This is a genomic window from Chishuiella sp. (assembly GCF_032109125.1).
Taxonomy (GTDB): Bacteria; Bacteroidota; Bacteroidia; order Flavobacteriales; family Weeksellaceae; genus Empedobacter.
On sequence record NZ_DAMCLZ010000004.1, the window covers coordinates 214111 to 237128 of the forward strand.

Genomic DNA, 23018 nt, shown 5'->3' on the forward strand with positions numbered 1-23018 from the left:
GCTGGATTTTTTTTTATATATTTTAGATAGAATTCATCAAATTATTCAAAAAAGGTAAAATGAACATTTCCATATTTTTTATGTTGAATAAAATTTGGATGATCTACAAACGAAATTGATGCTGAGTGTTCTAAAACAAAATTCCCACCTTCTTCTAACCAATTATTTGCAAAAACACTATCTACTATTTTATTATAAGATTCTACTTCCAAATCATAAGGTGGATCTGCAAAAATAAGATCAAATTTACTAATTGGTGTTTTATCTAAATATTTTAATACATCATTTTTTATAGTTGTAATAACATTGTCTAATTTTAATTCTTTAGATGTTTCATCTAGAAACCTTACACAACCATAAAAATTATCAACTGATGTAACTTTTTTTGCTCCACGTGAAGCAAATTCTAATGATATACTTCCAATACCTGAAAATAAATCTAGTACAGAAATTTCATCAAAATACCATTCGTTATTCAAAATATTAAATAATGCTTCTTTAGCAAAATCTGTTGTAGGTCGCACCGGTAAATTGTTAGGTGCTGTAATTCTTTTTCCTTTTAATGTTCCTGAAATAATTCGCATTCGAATAATTTATATAATGTGAAATATTTACCAAGCTGCTTATCATCTTTATTGAACTCAATATTTTTAATATATTTTTTTAACATATCAATATAGTCGTTAAACTCTATATCTAATACATCTCCAAAAATAAATAATGATACAGCATTTGGATTAATATTTAATTGATTTAATGTGTATAAAATATAAAACAGAAAATCTTCTTTCGTTTTAATTTCAAATAAATTATAAAAAATAAATTCTCCATTACTTAAAACACAAATCTCTAATTTTTGATGAACTAAATTCACATATATTTCATCATCTTTTGAATTTATTTTAGCATAATCAATCAAAAATTTACCTGAATGATATAAACGAGCATTTTGCAAATTTTTTAAAGATAATAAAACATCTTTCAAAGGGTAATGAATATTATATACTATTGAAGCTTCAATACTTTGCAATGGACAATCTATAGCAAGTTGAACAGGATGATACATCGACATTGAAAGTAAATCTTCTAATGGATGATGAAAAAATTGATTTGGTACAACATTTATTGCTGTAGATAAAAAACAAAAATGTACGAAATCATATTCTTGTAACAAGGTTAAATTAGATCGTAATTCATGCTCAATCTCAACTTCCGTTTTATTCAAGTTTGTAAAATCAACCGAATAATCAAATACATCCGAATAGGAGATTTTTTCTCCATCGGTTTTCTTTGTTATATAACTAAGCTTGTCATGCGATAATAAAATTGCTAACGAACTAATGGTTGTTTTAGACATACATGTATTTTATCCTTGAATTTTTAACTCACTGATTAATATATAAATCAATCCTAATGATATCAAAAGTAATAAAAATTTATAAGCAATCTTCATATAGAAAATTTATTTCGGTAAAGATAATACATTTATTTTATGGATTAAAAACACATTTAAGTTCAATGTATTCTATTTTTACCGAAATTTGAAAATAAAAAAGACGTGAAAAAAATAGCTGTTATTCCTGCAAGATATTCTGCTACTCGATTCCCTGGTAAGTTAATGCAACAATTAGGAGATAAAACTGTTATTCGAATGACTTATGATAATGTAGTTGCTACAAATCTATTTGATGATGTTTTTGTTGTTACTGATTCGGATATTATTTATAACGAAATAGTATCAAATAATGGAAAAGCAATTATGAGTATTAAAAATCATGAAACTGGTAGTGATAGAATTGCTGAAGCAATAGAAAATATTGACTGTGATATTATTTTGAATGTACAAGGAGACGAACCATTTGTAAACTATAAAGCTTTATCTGATATTCTTTCTTCATTTGATGGTGAAATCGGAAAAACTGTAGATGTTGCAACCTTAAAAGAATCTATTATTAAAGACGAAGATATTAACAATTCTAACTTTGTAAAAGTTGTAACAGATTATAATGATTTTGCTTTATATTTTTCTCGTTCCCCTATTCCATTCTCTCGAGAAATTAATTTTAGCCCAAAATATTTTCGTCATATTGGTATATATGCTTTTAGAAAAGATGCTTTATTACGTTTTTCAAAATTAAGCATGCGTCAAAATGAAACTGCTGAAAAACTAGAACAATTAAGGTATTTAGAATATGGAATGAAAATAAAAGTAATCGAAACGGAATCTATTGGGATTGGGATTGATACACCTGAAGATTTAGAAAAAGCAAAAATTTACTTAAGTAGTATTGCGTAATAATTATTTATTATATATTTGTACCCCTTCTTAATCAAAATTGACATTTTTTAAAACCTCAATATTAGGTTAGTATAATATTTTTTTACCGAAAAATTCCTTTTCGGTATGGATATTGTTATTAGTACAATGAAAATAAGTAAAATGATGACTATGAGCGAATCTTGGAAAGAATACGAAGCAAAAGGATTGATAGAAAAAAGATCTTTTTTAGTGTCAAAAGATGGTCTTGTTAAAAAATTATATACAGGACAAGATAAATATAAAATTTTAGAAGGAGCAATAAATAATGGTTATCGTGCAATTTGGGTAACAAAAGCTGATGGTAAAAGAACAGCTAAATATGTTCATAAAATGATTGCTGAAACATTTTTACCAAATCCTGAAAATAAAGAATACGTAGTTCACTTAGATCATAATAAATTAAATAATACAATAAGTAATTTAGAATGGGCTACTCTGGATGAATGGAAAGAGCACAATAAAGATTTATTCCGAATGATGAAAGGTCGTTCTCGTTTAGATAGTATTCCAAACAGTAAACTAAATGAATCACAAGTTATGCGATTAAAAAAGAAATTATTAGATCCTAATAGAAAAGTTAAAATTGCTACTTTAGCAAAACAATTCAATATATCTCAAGGACAAGTTTACCGTATATTAAGAGGTGAAAACTGGTCACACATTGAGGTGAAAAAAGATTAATATCTATTTTAATTATTGAACTTTAATTAAGTTTTTATATCTTGTTCTTTCAATTTATAACTTAAAAAGTTCACATGTTAAAATTAAAGTTCAGTATTATTATTTTTACATTATTATTCTGTTTTAATACTTATGCACAAAATGCAGAAAGTATAATTGAAACTCATATAAATAAAACAGGAGGAGAAGTAGGTTGGAATAATTTGAATAGTGTTATTTTAAAAGGTGATGCAATAATTAATTTAGGAACTTCATACCCTATTATTATTTATCATCAAAGACCTTACAATAAAAAAGTAGCTTTTCTAATTAATGGAAAAGAAATTTTAAATGAAGGATACGATGGTAAAAATGGATGGACATATAATGAAGCTACCAAAAAAAATATTATTGTACCAGATTATAAACCAGATTCATTTGATTCTGACGTATTAAAATATAATCAAAAAGGATTTAAAGTTTCATATTTAGGAATTGAAACATATAATCAAGACAACAATAAATGCTATAAAGTAGAACTTAAAAAAAATACAAATAGTACAATATATTGTTTCGACAAAGATTCCTATGAAATAGTTATGGAGAAGAATGAAAATGAAACATTGTACTTCTCTAACTTTAAAAGATTTAATGGATTGTCTTTTGCTACAAAAATCATTGGAAAACCAAAAGAAGGTGGAGAATATATTATCAAATTCAATGAAGTGAAAACAAACCCCGCAATTGATAAGAAAAATTTCAAATTTTAATAAAATAAAAAGTGATTCTAATAACAAGAATCACTTTTTATTTTATTAAAAACTATATTATAACATTACTTAAGTTTTATACTTTTGTATAACTAAAAATGAATATATAATAATATGTCATTAGATTCTATATTTTACCAAAACAAAAAATATGAAAAAAGTTTCTTTATCCGTTTAATCGAATCAGCAAGAAAAGATTATACAGATTCAATTTCTTTCATAGATGATTTGATATCAAAACTTCAAAATAATACAAATTACCGCGAAATATTCAAAGAAGAATTAAGAAGTAACTTTGGTAATACAAATATTGTTGGTTATTTAGTTGATAGTGGAATCCATCTAGAAGATAGTTTGTTTTCTTTATTTAGAAAAAAAATTATTGATTCTATATTACCTGATATTGAAAATAATAATGAATTAACTTCTATAATTAATGAATTATTTTATAATTCTAAAAATCTTGAAGCTATTAGAATTATCCCTTTAGATAGATGGAGAAAACTTTATGAAACTTTATATCAAGATTTAACAGATGAAGATTCAAAAAAATATACAAACAACATTCAAAGTCAAATACTTCAAGCTATTTCTATATTAACAGTTAGAATTACTGGAGGCTTTTCTGATAAAGAAATGATCCGCTACAGTAACGAAGTAAATTATTTAGATAATCCTTTTTCTAAACTTGCTATGCAGATTAGCAATATTATAGAAAATCCGCAAGTAGGATTTGACTTATTAAAAATAAGAGAAAGTATTTCTGTATGTAGAAATTTACTAAATGATATTCTTACTCAGAAAGATTATAAAGGTATCTCATTTAAAGTTGCTGCTAAAATTAATAGGCTACAGCAACAGCTAAGGAGATTACAAAACATATTAACAAGTTACAATGAATTAAAAACTAATGGATTAATACCTTTTTTATCGTTTTCAACTAAAAAATGGATAGATTTTTATGCTCCTAAAAACTTTATGAGCAATCAATTAAAATCAACAGTTTATTTAATTACATTTTTAGTAACCTATCATAATGGAAAAACAGGAGAAAAATACATTACTCAAACTGCAAAAGAATACAATAAGATGTTTTGGACAGCTTGTGGTGGTGGATTTATAGTTTCTTTTCTTTGTTTCATAAAAACAGGAATTGGAAATATTCATGATACTTCTCCCCTATTCAAAGCTTTTTTCTATAGTATCAATTATGCTGTAGGATTTAGTGTTATTTATTTAACACATATGACACTTGCTACAAAACAGCCTTCTATGACGGCTGCTAGATTAGCACAATCATTAGTACCAACATCTGGTACAGAATTAAGAATAAATGATTTTACAAACTTATTTGCTCAATTATTCCGTAGTCAAATTATTGCATTTATTGGTAATGTTGTAGCTGGTTTTGCTGTTTCTTTAGGTATATTTTATCTATTGAGTGATATTCTAAATATTGAAGTTCTTAGTGAAATAAAAGCCCATCATTACTGGGAAGAAGTTGTAGTGATGGATTGGCATATTTTCTATTTTGGTGCAATTGCTGGTATATTTTTATTTTTATCAGGTTTAATATCTGGAATGACTATTAACAGTCAACGTTTTCATAATATCCCAGATCGTATTTATAATCATCCTGTATTAAAAAAGTTTTTCTCGGAAAAAAGAAGGAAAAAAATTTCTAATTGGTTCGAAAAAAACATGGGTGGTGTTGTTGGTAATATTGCGTTTGGTTTTATGATGGGAAGTGCTTTCCTTATCGGAGATTTTATCGGTTTACCATTTGATATAAGACACATTACATTTGTATCCGGAAATTTTGCCATTGGTGTAGGTCGATTAGGATATCATTTTGACCTAGTTCCTATGGTCATTGCTTTTATTTCTATTTTCTTAGTTGGTTGGTGTAACTTTTTTGTAAGTTTTATTTTATCTTTATTAATGGCAATGAGATCTAATAATATTCCGTTATACAAAATATTTACAATGATTTATCACACTGTCAAAGCCTTTTTTAGAAACCCAATTCCATTTTTCTTACCACCATTATTAACAAAAAAAGTTCAAGAAGAAGAACATAGTTTAAATGAAAAATAATAAACAAGATAAACAACTACGTTACGATAAAGCATATTTACGAATGGCTTATGAATGGGCTAACCTTTCATATTGTCAAAGAAAAAAAGTTGGTGCAATTATCGTTAAAAACAGAATGATTATTTCTGATGGATATAATGGTACTCCAAGTGGTTTTGATAATAGCTGTGAAGATGATGAAGGAAATACTCAATGGTATGTTTTACATGCTGAAGCTAATGCAATATTAAAATGTGCAACTTCTACTCAATCAGCAGAAGGTGCAACTCTTTATATAACTCTTTCTCCGTGTAAAGATTGTAGTAAACTAATTCTACAAGCAGGAATTAAAAGAATTGTTTATATAAAACAATATAAAGATACATCTGGATTAGAGTTTTTAGAGAAATCTGGAATTGATGTTCAACAAATAACAGAAGAAGAGCTATATAAATAAATGAAAAACTTGTTCAAAATTATTAATGTTATTCTATTAATTATTATCATTTTTTTAATAGGATTCTTAGTCGGTAAAAAATATGATTTTGCATTCGACGAAAATAAAGATATTGTAGGTTTACAATATTCTAATAATGAACAAAAAATTAGACGATTAGTATCTTTAATAGATAACGAATATGTAAATGATGTTAATTCAGATAGTTTAGTTGATGATGCCATAAATTATATGGTAGGAAAGCTAGACCCACATAGCAAATACATCGATAAATCTTCTATTCAACAAGCTGATGAACAATTAAAAGGTGAATTTGTTGGGATAGGAATAAAATTCAGAGTACTTAATGATACCATTATTGTTGAAAGAACAATTCCTGGTACACCAAATTATGGAAAATTAGAATTTGGCGATCAGTTAATTGCTGCTAATAATGAATCTTTAATTGGAGCAGATAATGCTAAAATAGAAAAATTATTAAAAGGTAAAAAAGGCTCTGAAGTAAATTTATCTGTCATTAGAGATCAAAAACCTATTTCCATAAATGTAGAAAGATCTATTGTCCCAATAGAATCTGTTACAGGAGAGCATATGCTTACAAAAGATATAGGCTATATTAAATTAGTTCGTTTTTCAGAGAATTCTGCTATAGAAGTACATCAAGCATTAGAAAATTTATTAGACAAAGGAATGAAAACTCTTGTTTTTGATCTAAGAGGTAATCCTGGAGGCTTAATGCATATTGCTGAAGAAATAGCTGATGAATTTTTATCTAAAAATGAGCTTATTGTTTATACACAAGATAAGCAAAAAAGAAAAAAATACATATACGCAACAAATAAAGGCTTATTTGAGAAGGGAAAAATATATGTCTTAATTGATGAAAATTCTGCATCTTCAAGTGAAATTGTGACAGGAGCAATACAAGATTATGGTCGAGGAATAATTGTTGGTCGCCGTTCTTTCGGAAAAGGTTTAGTACAAAGAGAAATTAATTTAGGAGATAACACAAAAGTTAGATTAACTGTTGCCAACTACTTTACTCCTTCTGGTAGATCTATTCAAAAACCTTTCGACAAAAAAACAGCTAAATACAGTGACGATTTATACCAAAGATTAAAATCTGGAGAATTATACAGTAAAGATTCAATAAAAATAAATAAAGATTTAGAGTACACTGCTCCTTCTGGTAAAAAAGTTTACGGCGGAGGTGGAATTATTCCTGATGAATTTGTCGCACTTGATACAAGTTCTCTAGCAAATTGGTTGTATTACAATCAAGATGCTAATTATTTCAATAGTTTTTTATTCAAAAAAATTTATTCAATTCATGACTTTTTTATGTTCCATAATCAAAGTATTTATTTAAAATATTTTGGAGCTGGAATTTATAGAAATGAATTTTTAGGTGTTTTAGGAATCAAACCTAATGAATTTAACCCAGAATACTCATCGACAATAGATAACTATATAAAAGCTAGTATAGCTGAAGATTTATATGGTTCAAGAGCATTTTATCAAGTTTGGATACCAGAAGATGAAATGATAAAACGTATTTTTGAACTAGAAAAAAATACTAAATAAATGCAGTGGAAAGACGCTTTGTACGATTATCAAATGTATCTGAAATTAGAAAAAAGAGTTTCAGTAAATACAATTGAAGGTTACTTACGTGATATTCAGAAATTAATTGATTATTCAGATAAAAAACCGTTAGATTATTCACAAGATGACATCAAAGAATTTATTCACAATTTTGCATCTAGTGAATATAGCGTTCGTTCACAAGCACGAGTTATTTCTGGCTTAAAAAGCTTTTTTGGTTATTTACAATTAGAAGATTTTAGAGAAGATAATCCTACATCTTTATTAGAAACTCCAAAAATAGGAATGAAATTACCTGACGTTTTATCTGAAAAAGATATTGATAAAATGATAGAGGTTATTGATTTATCTAAACCAGAAGGCGAAAGAAACAGAGCAATTATTGAAACACTTTATGGTTGTGGATTACGTGTTTCTGAATTAATTAACCTAAAAATTTCTGATTTATTTTTTAACGATGGTTTTATTCGTGTTATTGGTAAAGGAAACAAACAAAGATTAGTTCCTATTAGTGATTATACAATAAAATATATTAACTTGTACAAAGAAAACATACGTACACATATTCCTATTAAAGAAGGGTTTGAAGATTTTGTTTTTTTAAATAGAAGAGGTAAAAATCTAACGCGTGTTATGATTTTTACAATTGTAAAAGAGTTATCAATCATTGCAGGAATAAAAAAAACAATTAGTCCTCATACATTTCGTCATTCTTTTGCAACGCATTTACTAAAAAATGGAGCCGATTTACGTGCAATTCAATTAATGTTAGGACATGAAAGTATAACAACAACGGAAATTTATACGCATGTAGATCAAGCTTTCATTAGAGATGCTATCATAAAATTTCATCCAAGAAATAAGTAGAATTTAGAAACCTAAAATAAATACTATGATAAAATCATTCAAATTTTGCCCAAATTGTGGTCACTCAATCGATACATTTGATTTTAGAAGAATGTCTTGTTCAAATTGCGATTTAGTTTACTATCAAAACGTAGCTACTGCAGTTGCGGTAATTCTAAAAAAAGATGATAAAATTCTATTCACAGTTCGTAATAAAGATCCAAAAAAAGGAATGCTAGATTTGGCTGGTGGTTTTACTGATCCAGATGAAAGTGCAGAAGAAACTTGTCAAAGAGAAATACAAGAAGAACTTGGAATTAAAATTCCTACAAATCAATTCAAGTACTTTATATCTAAACCCAATAATTACGAATACAAAGGAATTCCATATAAAACATGTGATTTAGCCTATATTGCTGATTTTCCTAACGAAGATATAATCATTGAAAAAGAAGAAATAGCTGATGTAAAATGGATTAAAATATCAGACATTAAACTAGACGAAATTGGTTTTGATTCGTTGAGAAGTGTTGTTGAAAACTACATAAAAACTCAACAATAATATTTATAAATCTCATCTAAATTCATAAAAAAATGAAAAAAATAATTTTATTAAGTATTGCTTTTTTTACTTTCATTTCATGTAGTACACAACAAAAAGTTGCTGTAGATTATGACAGAGACTTTGATTTCAATTCCAATAGAACATATACATTCTCACAATCAGATCATTTAAAATTAAACGATTTAGATTCTGCTAGATTATTTAATTCTATTGAAAAAGGTCTACTTTACAAAGGGTTTCAAAAAAATAATTCTAGTAACCTTGTTATTTCTGTTTATCCTGAAGAATATATTTCTAAACAACAAAATTCTAGTGTTGGACTTGGAATGGGAACTGGAGGATTTGGACGAATTGGAGGAGGAATGTCCGTAGGAATTCCAATTACTTCAGAAAAATTAAATCAAAATTATACTGTATCAATGCTAAATCAAGGACATTTAGTATGGCAAGGAACATTAAAAATTCAAATGTCAGTAAATTCTTCTCCTGAAGCCAAAGAAGCTATTGTACAAAAAGGAGTTATGAAATTATTTTACAAATTTCCTCCTAACAAAAAATAATATTCACAAAATCATAAAAAAATATCATAGCTAATTTTAACTATGATATTTTTTATTTTAAGGCAAACCCTTCGGGCCACGCTTTCACGTTCCCAATCTTTTATAAATAAAAACTTCGTAAACTTCAGCCTTTACTTATAAAAGGATTTCCACTTCAATCGTTTTTGCAATCAATCATAAAAAATTAATGAGCTTCTAACCAATTATCTCCTACTCCAACTTCAGCTATCAAAGGAACATCCATTTGCATTGCAGCTTCCATTGTTGTTTTTATTAACTCAGATACTTTTTCGACCTCATTTTTAGGTGAATCAAAAATTAACTCATCATGCACTTGTAAAATCATTTTTGTTTCGTAATTCTTCTTCAATTCTTTTTGAATCTGAATCATTGCAATTTTTACAATATCTGCAGCTGTACCTTGTATTGGTGCATTTACTGCATTTCTTTCTGCATGAGAACGAACAACATTATTACGAGAATTAATATCTTTTAAATAACGACGACGTCCCAATAATGTTTCCACAAAACCTTGTTCTCTAGCAATCTCTACTTGTTTTTCTATATAGGCTTTCAATGTTGGATAAGTTTCGTAATAAGCATCAATTAATATTTTTGCTTCTTTTCGAGAAATATTTGCTTGATCGGCTAAACCAAATGCAGAAACACCATAAATAATTCCAAAGTTTACTGTTTTTGCTTGACTACGTTGTTCTCTTGTTACCTCATCCAAAGCAACATTAAAAACTTTGGCAGCAGTTGCAGCATGAATATCCTCTCCTTTCTTAAATGCCTCAACCATTGCTGGGTCTTTAGACATTTGTGCAATCAATCGTAACTCTATTTGAGAATAATCGGCAGAAATCAATACATGATCTTCATCTCTTGCTACAAAAGCTTTACGTATTTGTTGCCCAGCCTCAGAACGAATAGGAATATTCTGTAAATTAGGATTCACAGAAGATAAACGTCCTGTAGCAGCAACTGTTTGTGCATAAGTTGTATGTACTCGACCTGTTTTTGGATTAATCAAATTAGGAAGAGCATCAATATAGGTAGATTTTAATTTTTGTAATTGTCTGTATTCTAAAATATCTGTAATTATTGGATGTTTATCTTTTAATTTCGATAATATTTCTTCTCCTGTAGCATATTGACCAGTTTTTGTCTTTTTGGCTTTCGGATCTAACTGCAATTTATCAAATAAAATATCACCCAATTGTTTTGGAGAATTCAAATTGAATTCTTCTCCTGCATCTTGATAAATTTTTAACTCAAGCTCTTTTAATTTAGCTTCGTGTTTTACAGAAAGTTCTTTCAAGAAATCAACATCAAGTCGAACACCTTCTAATTCCATATCCGCTAAGACTTGCATCAATGGCATTTCTAAATCTGCAAATAATTTATAGGTATTAGCATTCTTTAACTCTGGTTCAAAAAGATTCTTTAATTGATTTGTAATATCAGAATCTTCAACACCATATTCTGTTTGCTCCAATAAAGGAACATCTCGGAAGTTTTTCTGGTTTTTCCCTTTTTTACCAATCAAAGTTTCAATTGAAACAGGTTGATAATTCAAATACGTTTCAGATAAAACATCCATATTATGACGCATATCTGGATTAATCAAATAATGAGCAATCATTGTATCAAAATTTTCTCCTTTTAATACAATATCATATTTTGCTAAAACTTTAATATCATACTTTAAATTTTGTCCTATTTTCGTAATAGATTCATCTCCAAAAAAAGGTTTAAATTCACTTATGATTTCTTTCGCTTCAGAAAAATCTACAGGAAATGGAATATAATATCCTTTTCCTTTTTCCCATGAAAACGAAATACCAACCAATTCTGCTTCTAAAGTATCTAAAGATGTTGTTTCTGTATCAAAGGTTACTTCTTTTTGTTTTAAAATATTTTTTAATACTATTTCTCTTCCTTTTTTTGTATCAATCAATTGATAAAAATGATCTGTTGTAGAAATATCTGTAAATACACTATTCTGAGGAACAATTTCTTCATCAGAAGTAAAGTCAAATAAACTTTGTTGAGCTGTTTGAGAATTGGTTGCTTGACTTGCAGCAGATATTTCTTCTTGAGCTTCTTTTATAATTTCTGTTGTATCTAAACCATATATTTTGTAGACAGTTTCTAACATTCTTCGAAACTCTAATTCAGTAAATAATTCAGTTACTTTTGGTATATCTGGTTGACAAACTGTTAAATCTTCTTCATCAAATTCAACAGGAGCATCAGTAATAATTGTAGCTAATTTTTTAGATAAAATACCTAATTCTTTATTTTCTTCAATCTTTTCTTTTGCTTTACCTTTTAGTTTATCTGTATTCTCTAATAAACCTTCTAACGAACCAAATTCTTTCAAATATTTACTTGCTGTTTTTGCTCCAACTCCTGGTAATCCAGGTATATTGTCCACAGCATCTCCCATCATTCCAAGATAATCTATAACTTGAATAGGATCATCAATATCAAACTTTTCTTTTACCTCTTCAATTCCCCAAATTTCTACACCTTTACCATTCGCTGCAGGACGATACATTTTTATTTTATCGGTTACCAATTGTGCAAAATCCTTATCAGGAGTAACCATGTAAGTTGTATAGCCTTCTTTCTCTGCTTTCTTTGCAAGCGTTCCAATCACATCATCGGCTTCGTAACCTTCTGCAAAAAGTACTGGAATTTTTAAAGCTCTTAATATATCTTGAATAAATGGAACTCCTTGACGAATTGCTTCTGGTGTTTCATCTCTGTTTGCTTTGTATTCAGGAAAATCTACTGTACGCACTGTTGCTTGACCAACGTCAAAAACAACTGCTAAATGAGTTGGTTTTTCTCTTCTAATCACATCAAAAAGTGAGTTAGAAAATCCCATGATTGCAGATGTATTAAAACCTTTAGAATTGATTCTCGGATTTTTTATAAATGCATAATATCCTCTAAAAATTAATGCATATGCATCTAATAAAAAAAGTCTTTTATCTTCTGATTGATTCATTTTGTAAGTTTAAAGTATTACATTTTACGCTAAACGTAATTTTTAATTGATAAACGTAGAACGTAAAGCTTACTACGTTAAACTATATATTAATATTCCGGAGCTAGTTCTAATTTCAATCCATCCATTTCTTCAGAAATATGTAATTGACAACCCAAACGAGAATTTTCTTTTACGTTGAAAGCTTCTGCAAGCATTGCATCTTCATCTGGTAACATTTCTGGTAATGGAGTTTCTGGAGTTAAAATATAACACTGACAAGAAGCACACATTGCCATTCCTCCACAAACACCAATTGTTCCTTCTGGAGCTAATTCGTATGCACGAACTAATTCCATAATATTCATATTCATGTCTGTTGGAGCGTCCACTTCATGAGAAACTCCGTCTCTATCTATAATAGTTACTTTTATATCTGACATAATCTTTATTTCAAGTTTTACAAAAATACGGATTGTTTATCGGCTAAAAAAAGATTAAACAGTAGAAAAAATATCTTGATAATGTTGTTATAATAAATTAACCATAGAATTAAAAAAATAAAGTTTCAATCCCTTTTTTGATTCTTTTATAAATATTGCTTTATAACTTGTAAATACAAAATCCATGATCTTAGATCATGGATTTTATATTGTATTAAACTTCAGTTTTTATTTAACGTAAAAGGTATTATATTATTACTATAAATTTTAACTTAGTTGATATATTTAAATTTATTTATCATTAAAATAGTTTCTGTATTGTTCTTTCTCAATAGATACCCCTCCTAAAGTATATCCATTAGCATAAAGCTTTTTTATAACTCTAGGTGCTAGACTATCATTTTTGATAAGATTAGAAGAATAATTTGCTCCTTTTATTTGAAAAGATTTACCATCATATGTATTTAACATTAGAGCTTTATTCAAATTAAAATCACTATTACTTGAAAAAGTAATTTTAGCAATTTCTGTTTTATCAAGATCAAAAATAGAATATACAATTTCATTCGAAAATGCTGGTCCATGATCAATTTCTTTTCTCACTAAGAATCCAATTTTTTTGTCATTCACAAATATATTACCATACTTATCATAATCTAATTTGTTAGCTATTGCAATAGAATCTTCTATTGCATTAATTTTTTTATCATATTCAGCTACATTATCTTCATTAGTAGAAATTGTCCTATCTTCATTTTTGAAAAAATCATCAACAATAACTTTATTAATACCTGTATCTGTTAAAAGTTTTTTATCATTAAGTAATAAATTTTTTAATATTAATTTCTCAGAACTAAATGTAAATGAATTATCAGGTAATAATTCAACTTCCTTTATGTTACCATTTTTTACACTAGTTAATTCTAACCAGTTATTATAAACAATATTTCCTTTAGGTGTTTTATTATTTATAGAAGCCGTAAATAATTCTTCCCCTTCAAGATTACTAATTATATAGTTCCCTTTTCCTTTTTTTATTTTAGCTATTAATTTTCCATCAACAGATATTTCTTCTTTTTTAACTTTAATTTTTTGGGAAAAAACAAAAGGATTAATAGAGATTAATAATAGAAATAGTATTTTTATTTTCATAAGTATATAATTTAAACAAAAATATAAAATATTATATTAATTGTAAATTAATATCAAAATATCAGCAATTTCTAATAAAGAATTATCTACTTAACATAAAACGTGTTATGCGTTCGTACATGTTTACATTTCATTTGTTATTTTAGATATAATAAACTCTGCAAATTCATTGGATAGTAAAATTTTATCTTTTTTAAAATTTAATGCACCAAGTGTTTTTCCTCCAACATGTGTAATATTTTTATTGGCATTAATTTTTAGAAAGTCCACAACTAACTTATTTGCATATAGATTTTTTTGCATCCAAATTCTTCCAAATTCAGGAGTCAAATTTTCGCTTTTTACATAATATGGCCATCTTTTTTTCCAATCTTCTTTATTTTTTTCATTCTCATCTATTTTTAGAACTTTAGACATGCCTTTGTAAACCCCTAAAATACGTTTTGCACCAATCCCATAGGCAATGAAAATATCATTCTCTTTAATTGAACTAGGGTAGACAGCAAAATGAAGATCGAAGAATTGTTCTTCAAAAGTGTTCTTTTCAGTAATTGGATTTTCTGTAACTCCAATTGGTTTTAACCAATATCTGTTTTGACTTATTGTAGATGGTTTATTCCAAATTCTTGGAAGATTGAATCCGAATTTTTCATCATTATTATGTTTTTTGATTGGAATATCATCTAATTTAATTTCATTAATAGTTTCAGATTTTCGCCACCAATTTTCAAATATTTCGATTGTTTCGTTTGCTTCATTATCATACAGAAATACACCAATTTCATGTCTTTTTGTGAAAGCTGTTTCAGTTAAATTTGCTGAAGTGATTAAACAATTATTATCAATAATATATATTTTCGCATGAACTCCTGGAAGAGATTTCAATTTAGAATTTTCTAAAAAATTGCTAATGAAAGAATAATTAATTTTTGACAGTTCATCTATATCGGTAATTAATCTTAAATCAATTTTTTCATCTATAAACTTGTGTCCTATTAATTGTAGAATAAATTTTTCACTTCCAATAAAAGGACAACAAATCCAAATTCTTTTTTTTGAATTTTCACATAGTTTTTTCAATTCTGATGAAAGTTGATTTCCGTATAAAGTTTGCATTTGTGGTTATTTTGTAATTGTATGACGCATGACGTTTCGGGGCTTAGCGTCAGTGGCGGAAATTGAAGCGAAAAGCCAATTAATTGAATAAATTTAAGAAAAAAGTCAATATAATTGGCTTTTTGCGGAATAGAAAGCCGAAACTTCAAATTTTAGCCTTATCCCGCCATTTCGCCAATACGATGTTAGCGGTAGTTTTTATTCATTTTCGTAAAGTAAAAATTTCTTATTATCAAGCATATATAACACATCATTATTCATACCTTTTTCTCTAAGCATTTCAATTAAATCTTCGTCTGATAAAGAAATTATTAATTTACCCTCTCTTAAAAATTTCTTTTGAAGAGTTACGGCATTTTTATTAACACCTTTACGAGAAATAACAATCACAACATTTCCTATAGTATTATTCATATATTTAGTTGGGATTAACAATTCATTTTGTTCCAACTCTTCAGCATAATTTTTAAAGTCGATTAATACAATATTAGAATTAAAATCATTTTTAATATCTCCCCAAAACGAATTAATGTCTTTGTAATTATTGTTGATGATTAAATCTCTTCTAAATATTCCATTTTCGCTATATGATTGTGATTTTGATGTATACTTTCTAAAATAATCCTCGAGTAAAAATTTCAAAATTTCTTCACAAATAGATTCATATTCAGCCCAACCTTTTATGCCTAATTTACAATTTCTTAATTTCTCAATTAATGATTCAGATTTAATTTTAGAATCAGATTTGTTGATTTTAAAATGTTTTAATTCATTCTGAATATACCAATGAAGAATTATACTATTATTGTTATTTAAGTATTCTGTGGATAGAGAGTAAATCGAAATAAAATTTATGTTCTCTTTTTCTAGGGCTTTATGAAAATCTGAATAAACTCTATATGTTGAAACGAAAGTAACTCTTTCATTATCTTCAAACTCTTCAAGTTTTCTTTTAATATTCTCAATATTTTTCAGTTCACCTTTTACGAATATGAATTTCGTAATTTCGTCATTAAATTTTGCAGTAAAGTCACATCTATTATCTTCTTTTTTATTGAAATAGTTTAAATAATACCCTCTACATTTTAAAAGAAACTTAAGAAAACTTTCTCTTTCCAATTCTTCAGCATTAGATATATAAATATTTATTAATTCACTATGAATTTTATGTTCACTGAAAAATAAGTTTCCTCTAATTTCAAAATCTTCATACAGACGCATATAAGTAGATAATCCTCCAACAATATTTTGTTCTGTTAACTCAATATTTTCAAATTCATAAGGAGTGAAATCTAAAGAATATGGATATACAAATAGTTGATGTTCATCAATTGGATTTTTGTAGTGATAAATCCGCATATGAGCACCATTATCTCTAAAATTCTTAAAGTAAATTCTTGTTGTATTGTCGAAATATTTAAACTCACTTTTAATAGATGGATAATTCTGAAATATATAGTTTTTATATTCATCTATTTTTGATTTGAAAAAATCAGTTATTTTGTCAACAAATTCATTAGGTATTTTAGCTAACTTGGATGTTTTAGTTATTCTAGTTTTATCAGCAGTTATAAGTTCTTTATACAACAAAAACTCGGTTTCATTGGATATATTTTTATAAATAGGAAATTGACCGATATGTTTCTGAATGATAAAGGAATCCTCTGAATTTAGTTTTATTTGTTTATATATTTCTATGAACTCTTGATAAGGAAGTGAAATTAAACTTTTATTTAAGTTTATAAAATAATTGGGTTCGTTATCAGAATGATAATCAGTTTCGAAAGAAGTTTTCATTAGCGATAATGATAATTTCGCTAAAATTTCAATTCTTTTTAAAGTTATTTCAGATTCAGACTTATTTTCTAAAATATCATAAAATGAATCATCTAGTTCTAATTTAAATAAATTATATTGTTTAATTTCTTTTAATAGATTATTTAATTTATGAAGTAACTCAAAATATACAATAATACTCGCGGTTCCTCTCTCACAAATATCCTTGATTAAATTTAAAATATCTTCAAAGTATTTTCTTGTTATAGTCATTTTCTACAAGTTGTAATTTAAAATTACCGCTAACATTGTTATTTTACGAAATAAAACGGTGTGTAGTTTCGTAAAATAACACCTATATCCGTATTTCGTATAATTACTTTGTTAAAAATAGTAAATTCTTTATTAATCTATAGTATTAAAATATAGTTTGCATAAATAACGAAGTTATTTTCCAATAATTTTTAATATTCAGTAATGGATAGCGAAACTCTACAATTAACTTCTACTAAACATAAAGGTTATTATACATCTTTTTTATTTGATTTAAAAACATTCATTTAGTACAAGTACCGTTTTAAATAAATGATTTTAAACTTAAAAACTTTCTAAAAGATACATTTTACTACTGAATAAAGATTTCAAAAACTAATAAAATAACAACTTAATTTAGTTTAGACTAAACATTTACTTTTAGTAAAAAATAAATAGAACAGCAATAAATTTTAAAATTAAACACATTAGAAAATATTTTTACTTAAAATATCGTTTTATAAATAATTATTAAATGATTAATTAAAAAATATAAACTATGTATGCACACGAAATAGATTACGAAATACATGGGGAAGAAATGCAATTTGTAGAAATTGAATTAGACCCTAATGAAACTGTTATTGCAGAAGCAGGTAGCTTTATGATGATGGATGAGGGCATAAAAATGGAAACAATTTTTGGTGATGGATCTAGGAAAACAGAAGGTTTATTTGGAAAAATTGTTAATGCAGGCAAAAGATTATTAACGGGAGAAGGTTTGTTTATGACTTCTTACACAAACTATGGGCATGGTAAAAAGAAAGCTTCATTTGCTGCGCCTTATCCTGGAAAAATTGTCCCAATAGACTTAACCGAAGTAAATAATAAATTTATCTGTCAGAAAGATGCTTTTTTAGCTGCAGCAAAAGGTGTTTCTGTCGGAATTGAATTCAATAAAAAAATAGGAACTGGCCTATTTGGTGGAGAAGGATTTATTATGCAAAAATTAGAAGGCGATGGAATCGCATTTATTCATGCTGGTGGAACATTACATAAACGCATTTTAAAACAAAATGAAGTCCTAAAAGTAGATACAGGATGTATTGTTGGTTTTGAAAAATCCGTTCACTACGATATTGAATTTATAGGAGGAATTCGCAATACATTCTTTGGAGGTGAAGGGGTTTTCTTTGCTACATTAAAAGGTCCTGGTGTAGTGTATGTACAGTCGTTACCATTTAGTCGTTTAGCAGATCGTATTATTGCTCATGCTCCTTCTGTTGGTGGTTCATCGAAAGGAGAAGGTTCTGTATTGGGTGGTCTTGGTAGATTAATAGATGGAGATAGATAATTTATAATATTTGAAAAATAATTTGAAAAAAATATTTTATACTTCTATATTTCTCTATTCATTTATAGGATTTGGGCAGAATACATTATCATTTAGTAATGATCAATACAGTGGAATAAACGGTTCTGTTTTATCTCCAACTACACCATATTTTAATCCTAATAAATGGGATGTGAATATTATATCAAGTGATGTTTTATTTAGAAATGATTATGCTTATATTTCTGACCAAACTTTCTTTGGATTATTACATGGTAATACGAAAAATGCTCAACCAAGAAAAGGAATTACAGGTAAAACACAATCAAATATTTTAGATTACTCTACTAAAAATTTTATTTCATATAATCTAGAAAATGATATTATGGGACCATCATTTTCTATGAAACAAAAAATAAATAATCAGACTTTTCGTCTTGGATTATTCTCCCGCTTACGCCAACAAGGTTCTGTAAAAAATCTTGACAATTACATGAAATTTCATAATGATAGAGTTTTACTCCCTTCTGATTATAGTTTTAACTCTGCAAAAACTAATTTTATGAATTGGAATGAAATTGGCTTAAATATTTCTACAAATCTTTATACTACAAATACACAAGAATTAATTATTGGAGCCAATATTAAATATTTAATAGGCTTAGACGGAGCAGTTATTAATAGTAAAAGTCCTATAAAACTTGAAGCTAATTATATAGAGATAGATTCTATTCATAAAAAATCAGAAATATATGCTAGCGATTATAATATAGAAGCAAGTTATGCGACAAATTATGATTTTGATAGAGATAAATATGTGTATAGAAATCGAGGAAATGGAGTTGGTATTGATTTAGGAATATCTTTAGTTGATAGAAGAATTAATGATGAGTTATATGATTTTAAATTAAGTGCTAATTTACTAGATATAGGTTATGTTAATTTTAGAGGAGAAAAACATGTTTTTTATAATCCAGGGCAGCGTGTAAAAATAAAAGACAATCCTAATTTTGATGATGTAGAATTTGAAAGTATTGAACAATATTTAAAAGTGATTAGTAAAGAAGTTTATGATGATGAAAATAAATCGAAAGTAGGAAATAAATTTACAATTGGTTTACCAACCAGTTTACATGTAAGCATGAGTAAAATGATAAAACCTAATCAATATTGGAATGTGAACTGGATACAAAGAACTCCTATTTTCGAAAATAGTTTAAAGCGAACAAATGTTTTACAAACATCTTACTCTATTCAAAATAATGGAATTGGTTTTGGACCTTCGGTATCACTTTATAACTACGAGAAAGTTACTGTAGGAAGTTATTTACGTCTTGGACCTTTAGTTATAGGAAGTGATAATATTTTACCTTTATTTATAAAGCATAATAAATTGAATGCTGCGAGTATATTCTTTGCACTTAAATTTTATCCATTTTGGGATAATGAAGAAAAACGTAGAAGTAGAGAAGATTGTGATTGTTGGTAATGGTGCTTTCAAAAATACTATTTTATTCTGCAATAGCGATTGTAGCGGAAATCCTTTTTATGAAGAGTTAAAGCGAAATAGAAAGATTGGGAGCGATAAAGCGCGGCACGTAGTGATTGCCAAAAAAAATAAGCTTTACAAAAAATGCAAAGCTTAATTATATGTTTTATACTAAAATTAGTCTATTGCTTTTACAACAGCTTTTTCAGCTTCTTTACGAGTTCCATCAAACCCATCAACTCCAGAAACAGTTGTATATTTTAATACAAATTTCTTTCCTGGATTCATTCTGTTATATACTGATTGACACATTAAAGTTGCTTCGTGAAAACCACATAAAATTAATTTTAATTTACCTGGATAAGTATTAACGTCACCAATCGCATAAATTCCTTCTATGTTTGTTTGGTAATCTAATGCATTATTTACTTTTATTGCATTTTTCTCTATTTCTAATCCCCAGTTGGCAATTGGACCTAATTTTGGAGAAAGTCCGAACAATGGAATAAAATAATCTGTATCAATATCAAAAGTTTCCCCTTCTTTTTCGATAACTAAACCTTCTACTTTGTCTTGCCCTTTTATTCCAACAATTTCTGCAGGAGTAATTAAATTAATTTTTCCAAGATTTTTAAGTTCTATTACTTTATCAACAGAATCTAAAGCTCCTCTAAATTCATTTCTTCTATGAACTAATGTTACACTTTCTGCGATATCAGCTAAGAAAATAGACCAATCTAAAGCAGAATCACCACCTCCTGCAATTACAATTTTTTTATCACGAAATAATTCAGGATTTTTAACAAAGTATTCTACTCCTTTTTCTTCAAAATTCTCAATTTCCTCAATTACTGGTTTACGTGGCTCAAAAGAACCTAAACCACCTGCTATAGCTACAGAATTACCATGAACTTGTGTTCCTTTATTTGTTGTTACAATAAAAGTTCCATCCTCTTGCTTATCAATTGTCGTTGCTTGTTCATTTAATGTAAAACCTGGTTCAAATTGTTTTATTTGCTCCATTAGATTATCTACTAACTCACCTGCACCTACTGATGGATATCCTGGTATATCAAAAATTGGCTTTTTAGGATACAATTCTGTTAATTGTCCTCCTGGTTGTGGTAAAGCATCAATAATATGACATCTCATTTTTAATAAACCTGCTTCGAATACTGCAAAAAGTCCTGTTGGACCAGCTCCGATAATAACTATATCTGTTTGAATCATTTTTTAATATTATTTAGAATCTAACTAAATTATATACAAATTTAATACATTTGATTTAATTAATTGATGATTAACGTCAGAAGAATTTTAATCTTTATTGAATAAAAAAAGACAAATTCAAAAAAAATGAATTTGTCTTTAAATATGTAGCGAAGAGCAGAATCGAACTGCCGACCTCAGGGTTATGAATCCTGCGCTCTAACCATCTGAGCTACCTCGCCTTGTTTTTAGTGGTGCAAATATAAGAGGATTTTTTAGATTAAAACAAATATTTTTCAGAAAAAATTTCAATAAAAATCAATATATTTTTTAACCATTTGAAAATCATTAAATCATAAAAACTTTTTTTTTCAAATCATAAGATTTTTTTTGAAAAAATATAGTATTTATACTACTTACAAAGGATATTTTGTATAAATAAAATGATAATAATTTATAAAAAAAGCAACCTCAAAAGAGATTGCTTTTATATTTAAAATAAGATATTTTCTTTATTTAAGAATTCAATGCTTCTGCACCACCAACAATTTCTAAGATTTCGTTAGTAATTGCTGCTTGACGTGCTTTGTTATATTGAATTTTCAAACCTTTCTGTAATTCACTAGCATTATCAGTTGCTTTGTGCATAGCAGTCATACGAGCACCGTGTTCTGAAGCATTAGCATCTAAAATTGCTTTGAATAATTGAGTTTTTAAAGTTTGAGGAATTAAATCAACTAAAATTTCTTCTTTAGAAGGATTAAAGATATAATCTAATTCTGCTTGATTTGCATTTTCTTGAGATTTTTCAATAACAACAGGTAAAAATTGTTCGTCTTGAACAATTTGAACAGCTGCATTTTGAAATTGATTATAAATAATTCTGATTTGATCAAAATCTTTATCTTCAAATTTCTTAATTAAATCTTCTCCTATTTCTGCTACTTCATCAAAATTTATATTACTCCAAATATCAGAAGCATTTTTATAGATTGTTTGAGTTTTTCTATAAGTATCATTTGCTTTTTTACCAATAGTCAAAAGCTGAACTTCTTTACCAGCCAACTCTCCAGCTAATAATGAATTTACTTTTTTAATAATACTAGAATTATAACCACCACATAAACCTCTGTTTGAGTTTAAAACTACTAATAGTACTTTATTAACCTCACGTTGTTCTGTAAGTGCTCCTCCCACTTCAGCTTCCAAAGTCGAACTTACATTTTCTAAAAGTTCACGTAATTTGTCTGCATAAGGACGTAACTGAACAATATTATCCGTAGCTTTCTTTAATTTTGCAGCAGAAACTAATTTCATAGCACTAGTAATCTGCATAGTAGAACCTACAGAAGTAATACGGTTACGTATATCTTTTAAATTTGGCATAAAAT

20 protein-coding genes and 1 tRNA gene are annotated in these 23018 nt (G+C 27.3%); 11 read left to right on the forward strand and 10 right to left on the reverse strand.

Annotated elements, in window-relative coordinates; all coding sequences use genetic code 11:
- Positions 1–41: 41 nt before the first annotated feature.
- The gene (locus tag RT575_RS06825) at positions 42–584 is read right to left on the reverse strand and encodes an RsmD family RNA methyltransferase (protein WP_313383702.1); all 543 of its coding nucleotides are present in this window, start codon (positions 582–584) and stop codon (positions 42–44) included.
- Positions 560–1357 carry a DUF3822 family protein gene (locus tag RT575_RS06830; protein WP_313579753.1) on the reverse strand — a complete coding sequence of 266 codons (798 nt, stop codon included), beginning with the start codon at positions 1355–1357 and terminating at the stop codon, positions 560–562. The genes RT575_RS06825 and RT575_RS06830 overlap by 25 nt, the downstream gene beginning before the upstream one ends.
- A gap of 201 nt (positions 1358–1558) precedes the next feature.
- Here RT575_RS06830 and kdsB point away from each other — a divergent pair, with 201 nt between their 5' ends.
- From kdsB to RT575_RS06875, 9 genes are all read left to right on the forward strand, one after another.
- Positions 1559–2296 carry a 3-deoxy-manno-octulosonate cytidylyltransferase gene (gene kdsB, locus RT575_RS06835; protein ID WP_313383699.1) on the forward strand — a complete coding sequence of 246 codons (738 nt, stop codon included), beginning with the start codon at positions 1559–1561 and terminating at the stop codon, positions 2294–2296.
- Between the two features lie 129 nt (positions 2297–2425).
- Positions 2426–3001, forward strand: coding sequence for an HNH endonuclease (locus RT575_RS06840; protein ID WP_313383697.1), 576 nt, complete (start codon positions 2426–2428; stop codon positions 2999–3001).
- A gap of 74 nt (positions 3002–3075) precedes the next feature.
- Complete coding sequence (locus tag RT575_RS06845) at positions 3076–3750, forward strand: hypothetical protein (RefSeq protein WP_313383696.1); 675 nt, start codon at positions 3076–3078, stop codon at positions 3748–3750.
- 114 nt (positions 3751–3864) lie between these two features.
- Positions 3865–5847, forward strand: coding sequence for a site-specific recombinase Gcr (locus RT575_RS06850; RefSeq protein ID WP_313383695.1), 1983 nt, complete (start codon positions 3865–3867; stop codon positions 5845–5847).
- Positions 5837–6283 carry a dCMP deaminase family protein gene (locus RT575_RS06855; protein ID WP_313383693.1) on the forward strand — a complete coding sequence of 149 codons (447 nt, stop codon included), beginning with the start codon at positions 5837–5839 and terminating at the stop codon, positions 6281–6283. The genes RT575_RS06850 and RT575_RS06855 overlap by 11 nt, the downstream gene beginning before the upstream one ends.
- Positions 6284–7867, forward strand: a complete 1584-nt coding sequence (locus tag RT575_RS06860) for a S41 family peptidase (RefSeq protein WP_313579756.1) — start codon at positions 6284–6286, stop codon at positions 7865–7867. It abuts the gene before it with no gap.
- Entirely contained in the window at positions 7868–8755 is an 888-nt protein-coding gene (gene xerD / locus RT575_RS06865) for a site-specific tyrosine recombinase XerD (RefSeq protein WP_313383689.1), read from the forward strand.
- A 25-nt stretch (positions 8756–8780) separates the two neighbouring features.
- Positions 8781–9296, forward strand: a complete 516-nt coding sequence (locus tag RT575_RS06870) for an NUDIX domain-containing protein (protein WP_313383687.1) — start codon at positions 8781–8783, stop codon at positions 9294–9296.
- 32 nt (positions 9297–9328) lie between these two features.
- Entirely contained in the window at positions 9329–9859 is a 531-nt protein-coding gene (locus tag RT575_RS06875) for a DUF4136 domain-containing protein (RefSeq protein ID WP_313374078.1), read from the forward strand.
- Positions 9860–10043: 184 nt separating this feature from the next.
- Here RT575_RS06875 and polA read toward each other — a convergent pair whose 3' ends face one another.
- The 5 genes from polA to RT575_RS06900 all read right to left on the reverse strand — a co-directional run bounded on the left by polA (position 10044) and on the right by RT575_RS06900 (position 17617).
- Entirely contained in the window at positions 10044–12878 is a 2835-nt protein-coding gene (polA, locus tag RT575_RS06880; protein WP_313579759.1) for a DNA polymerase I, read from the reverse strand.
- Positions 12879–12967: 89 nt separating this feature from the next.
- Positions 12968–13300, reverse strand: a complete 333-nt coding sequence (locus RT575_RS06885; protein WP_313383683.1) for a 2Fe-2S iron-sulfur cluster-binding protein — start codon at positions 13298–13300, stop codon at positions 12968–12970.
- Between the two features lie 291 nt (positions 13301–13591).
- On the reverse strand, positions 13592–14452 hold the full coding sequence (locus RT575_RS06890; protein WP_313579761.1) for a hypothetical protein: 861 nt from the start codon (positions 14450–14452) through the stop codon (positions 13592–13594).
- A 123-nt stretch (positions 14453–14575) separates the two neighbouring features.
- Positions 14576–15568 carry a phospholipase D family protein gene (locus RT575_RS06895; RefSeq protein ID WP_313579763.1) on the reverse strand — a complete coding sequence of 331 codons (993 nt, stop codon included), beginning with the start codon at positions 15566–15568 and terminating at the stop codon, positions 14576–14578.
- 198 nt (positions 15569–15766) lie between these two features.
- Complete coding sequence (locus RT575_RS06900; protein ID WP_313579765.1) at positions 15767–17617, reverse strand: hypothetical protein; 1851 nt, start codon at positions 17615–17617, stop codon at positions 15767–15769.
- Positions 17618–18155: 538 nt separating this feature from the next.
- Here RT575_RS06900 and RT575_RS06905 point away from each other — a divergent pair.
- Together RT575_RS06905 and RT575_RS06910 are read left to right on the forward strand one after the other, a co-directional pair.
- Positions 18156–18950, forward strand: a complete 795-nt coding sequence (locus RT575_RS06905; RefSeq protein ID WP_313579767.1) for a TIGR00266 family protein — start codon at positions 18156–18158, stop codon at positions 18948–18950.
- 22 nt (positions 18951–18972) lie between these two features.
- On the forward strand, positions 18973–20418 hold the full coding sequence (locus tag RT575_RS06910) for a hypothetical protein (RefSeq protein WP_313579769.1): 1446 nt from the start codon (positions 18973–18975) through the stop codon (positions 20416–20418).
- Between the two features lie 177 nt (positions 20419–20595).
- On the opposite strand, the gene RT575_RS06915 is transcribed toward RT575_RS06910, so the two are convergent.
- The 3 genes from RT575_RS06915 to atpG all read right to left on the reverse strand — a co-directional run bounded on the left by RT575_RS06915 (position 20596) and on the right by atpG (position 23013).
- A complete protein-coding gene (locus RT575_RS06915; protein ID WP_313579771.1) occupies positions 20596–21648 on the reverse strand; it encodes an NAD(P)/FAD-dependent oxidoreductase in 1053 nt (350 codons plus the stop codon).
- 147 nt (positions 21649–21795) lie between these two features.
- Positions 21796–21869 (reverse strand) — tRNA-Met (locus tag RT575_RS06920).
- A 274-nt stretch (positions 21870–22143) separates the two neighbouring features.
- A complete protein-coding gene (atpG, locus tag RT575_RS06925) occupies positions 22144–23013 on the reverse strand; it encodes an ATP synthase F1 subunit gamma (RefSeq protein WP_313383670.1) in 870 nt (289 codons plus the stop codon).
- Positions 23014–23018: the final 5 nt, after the last annotated feature.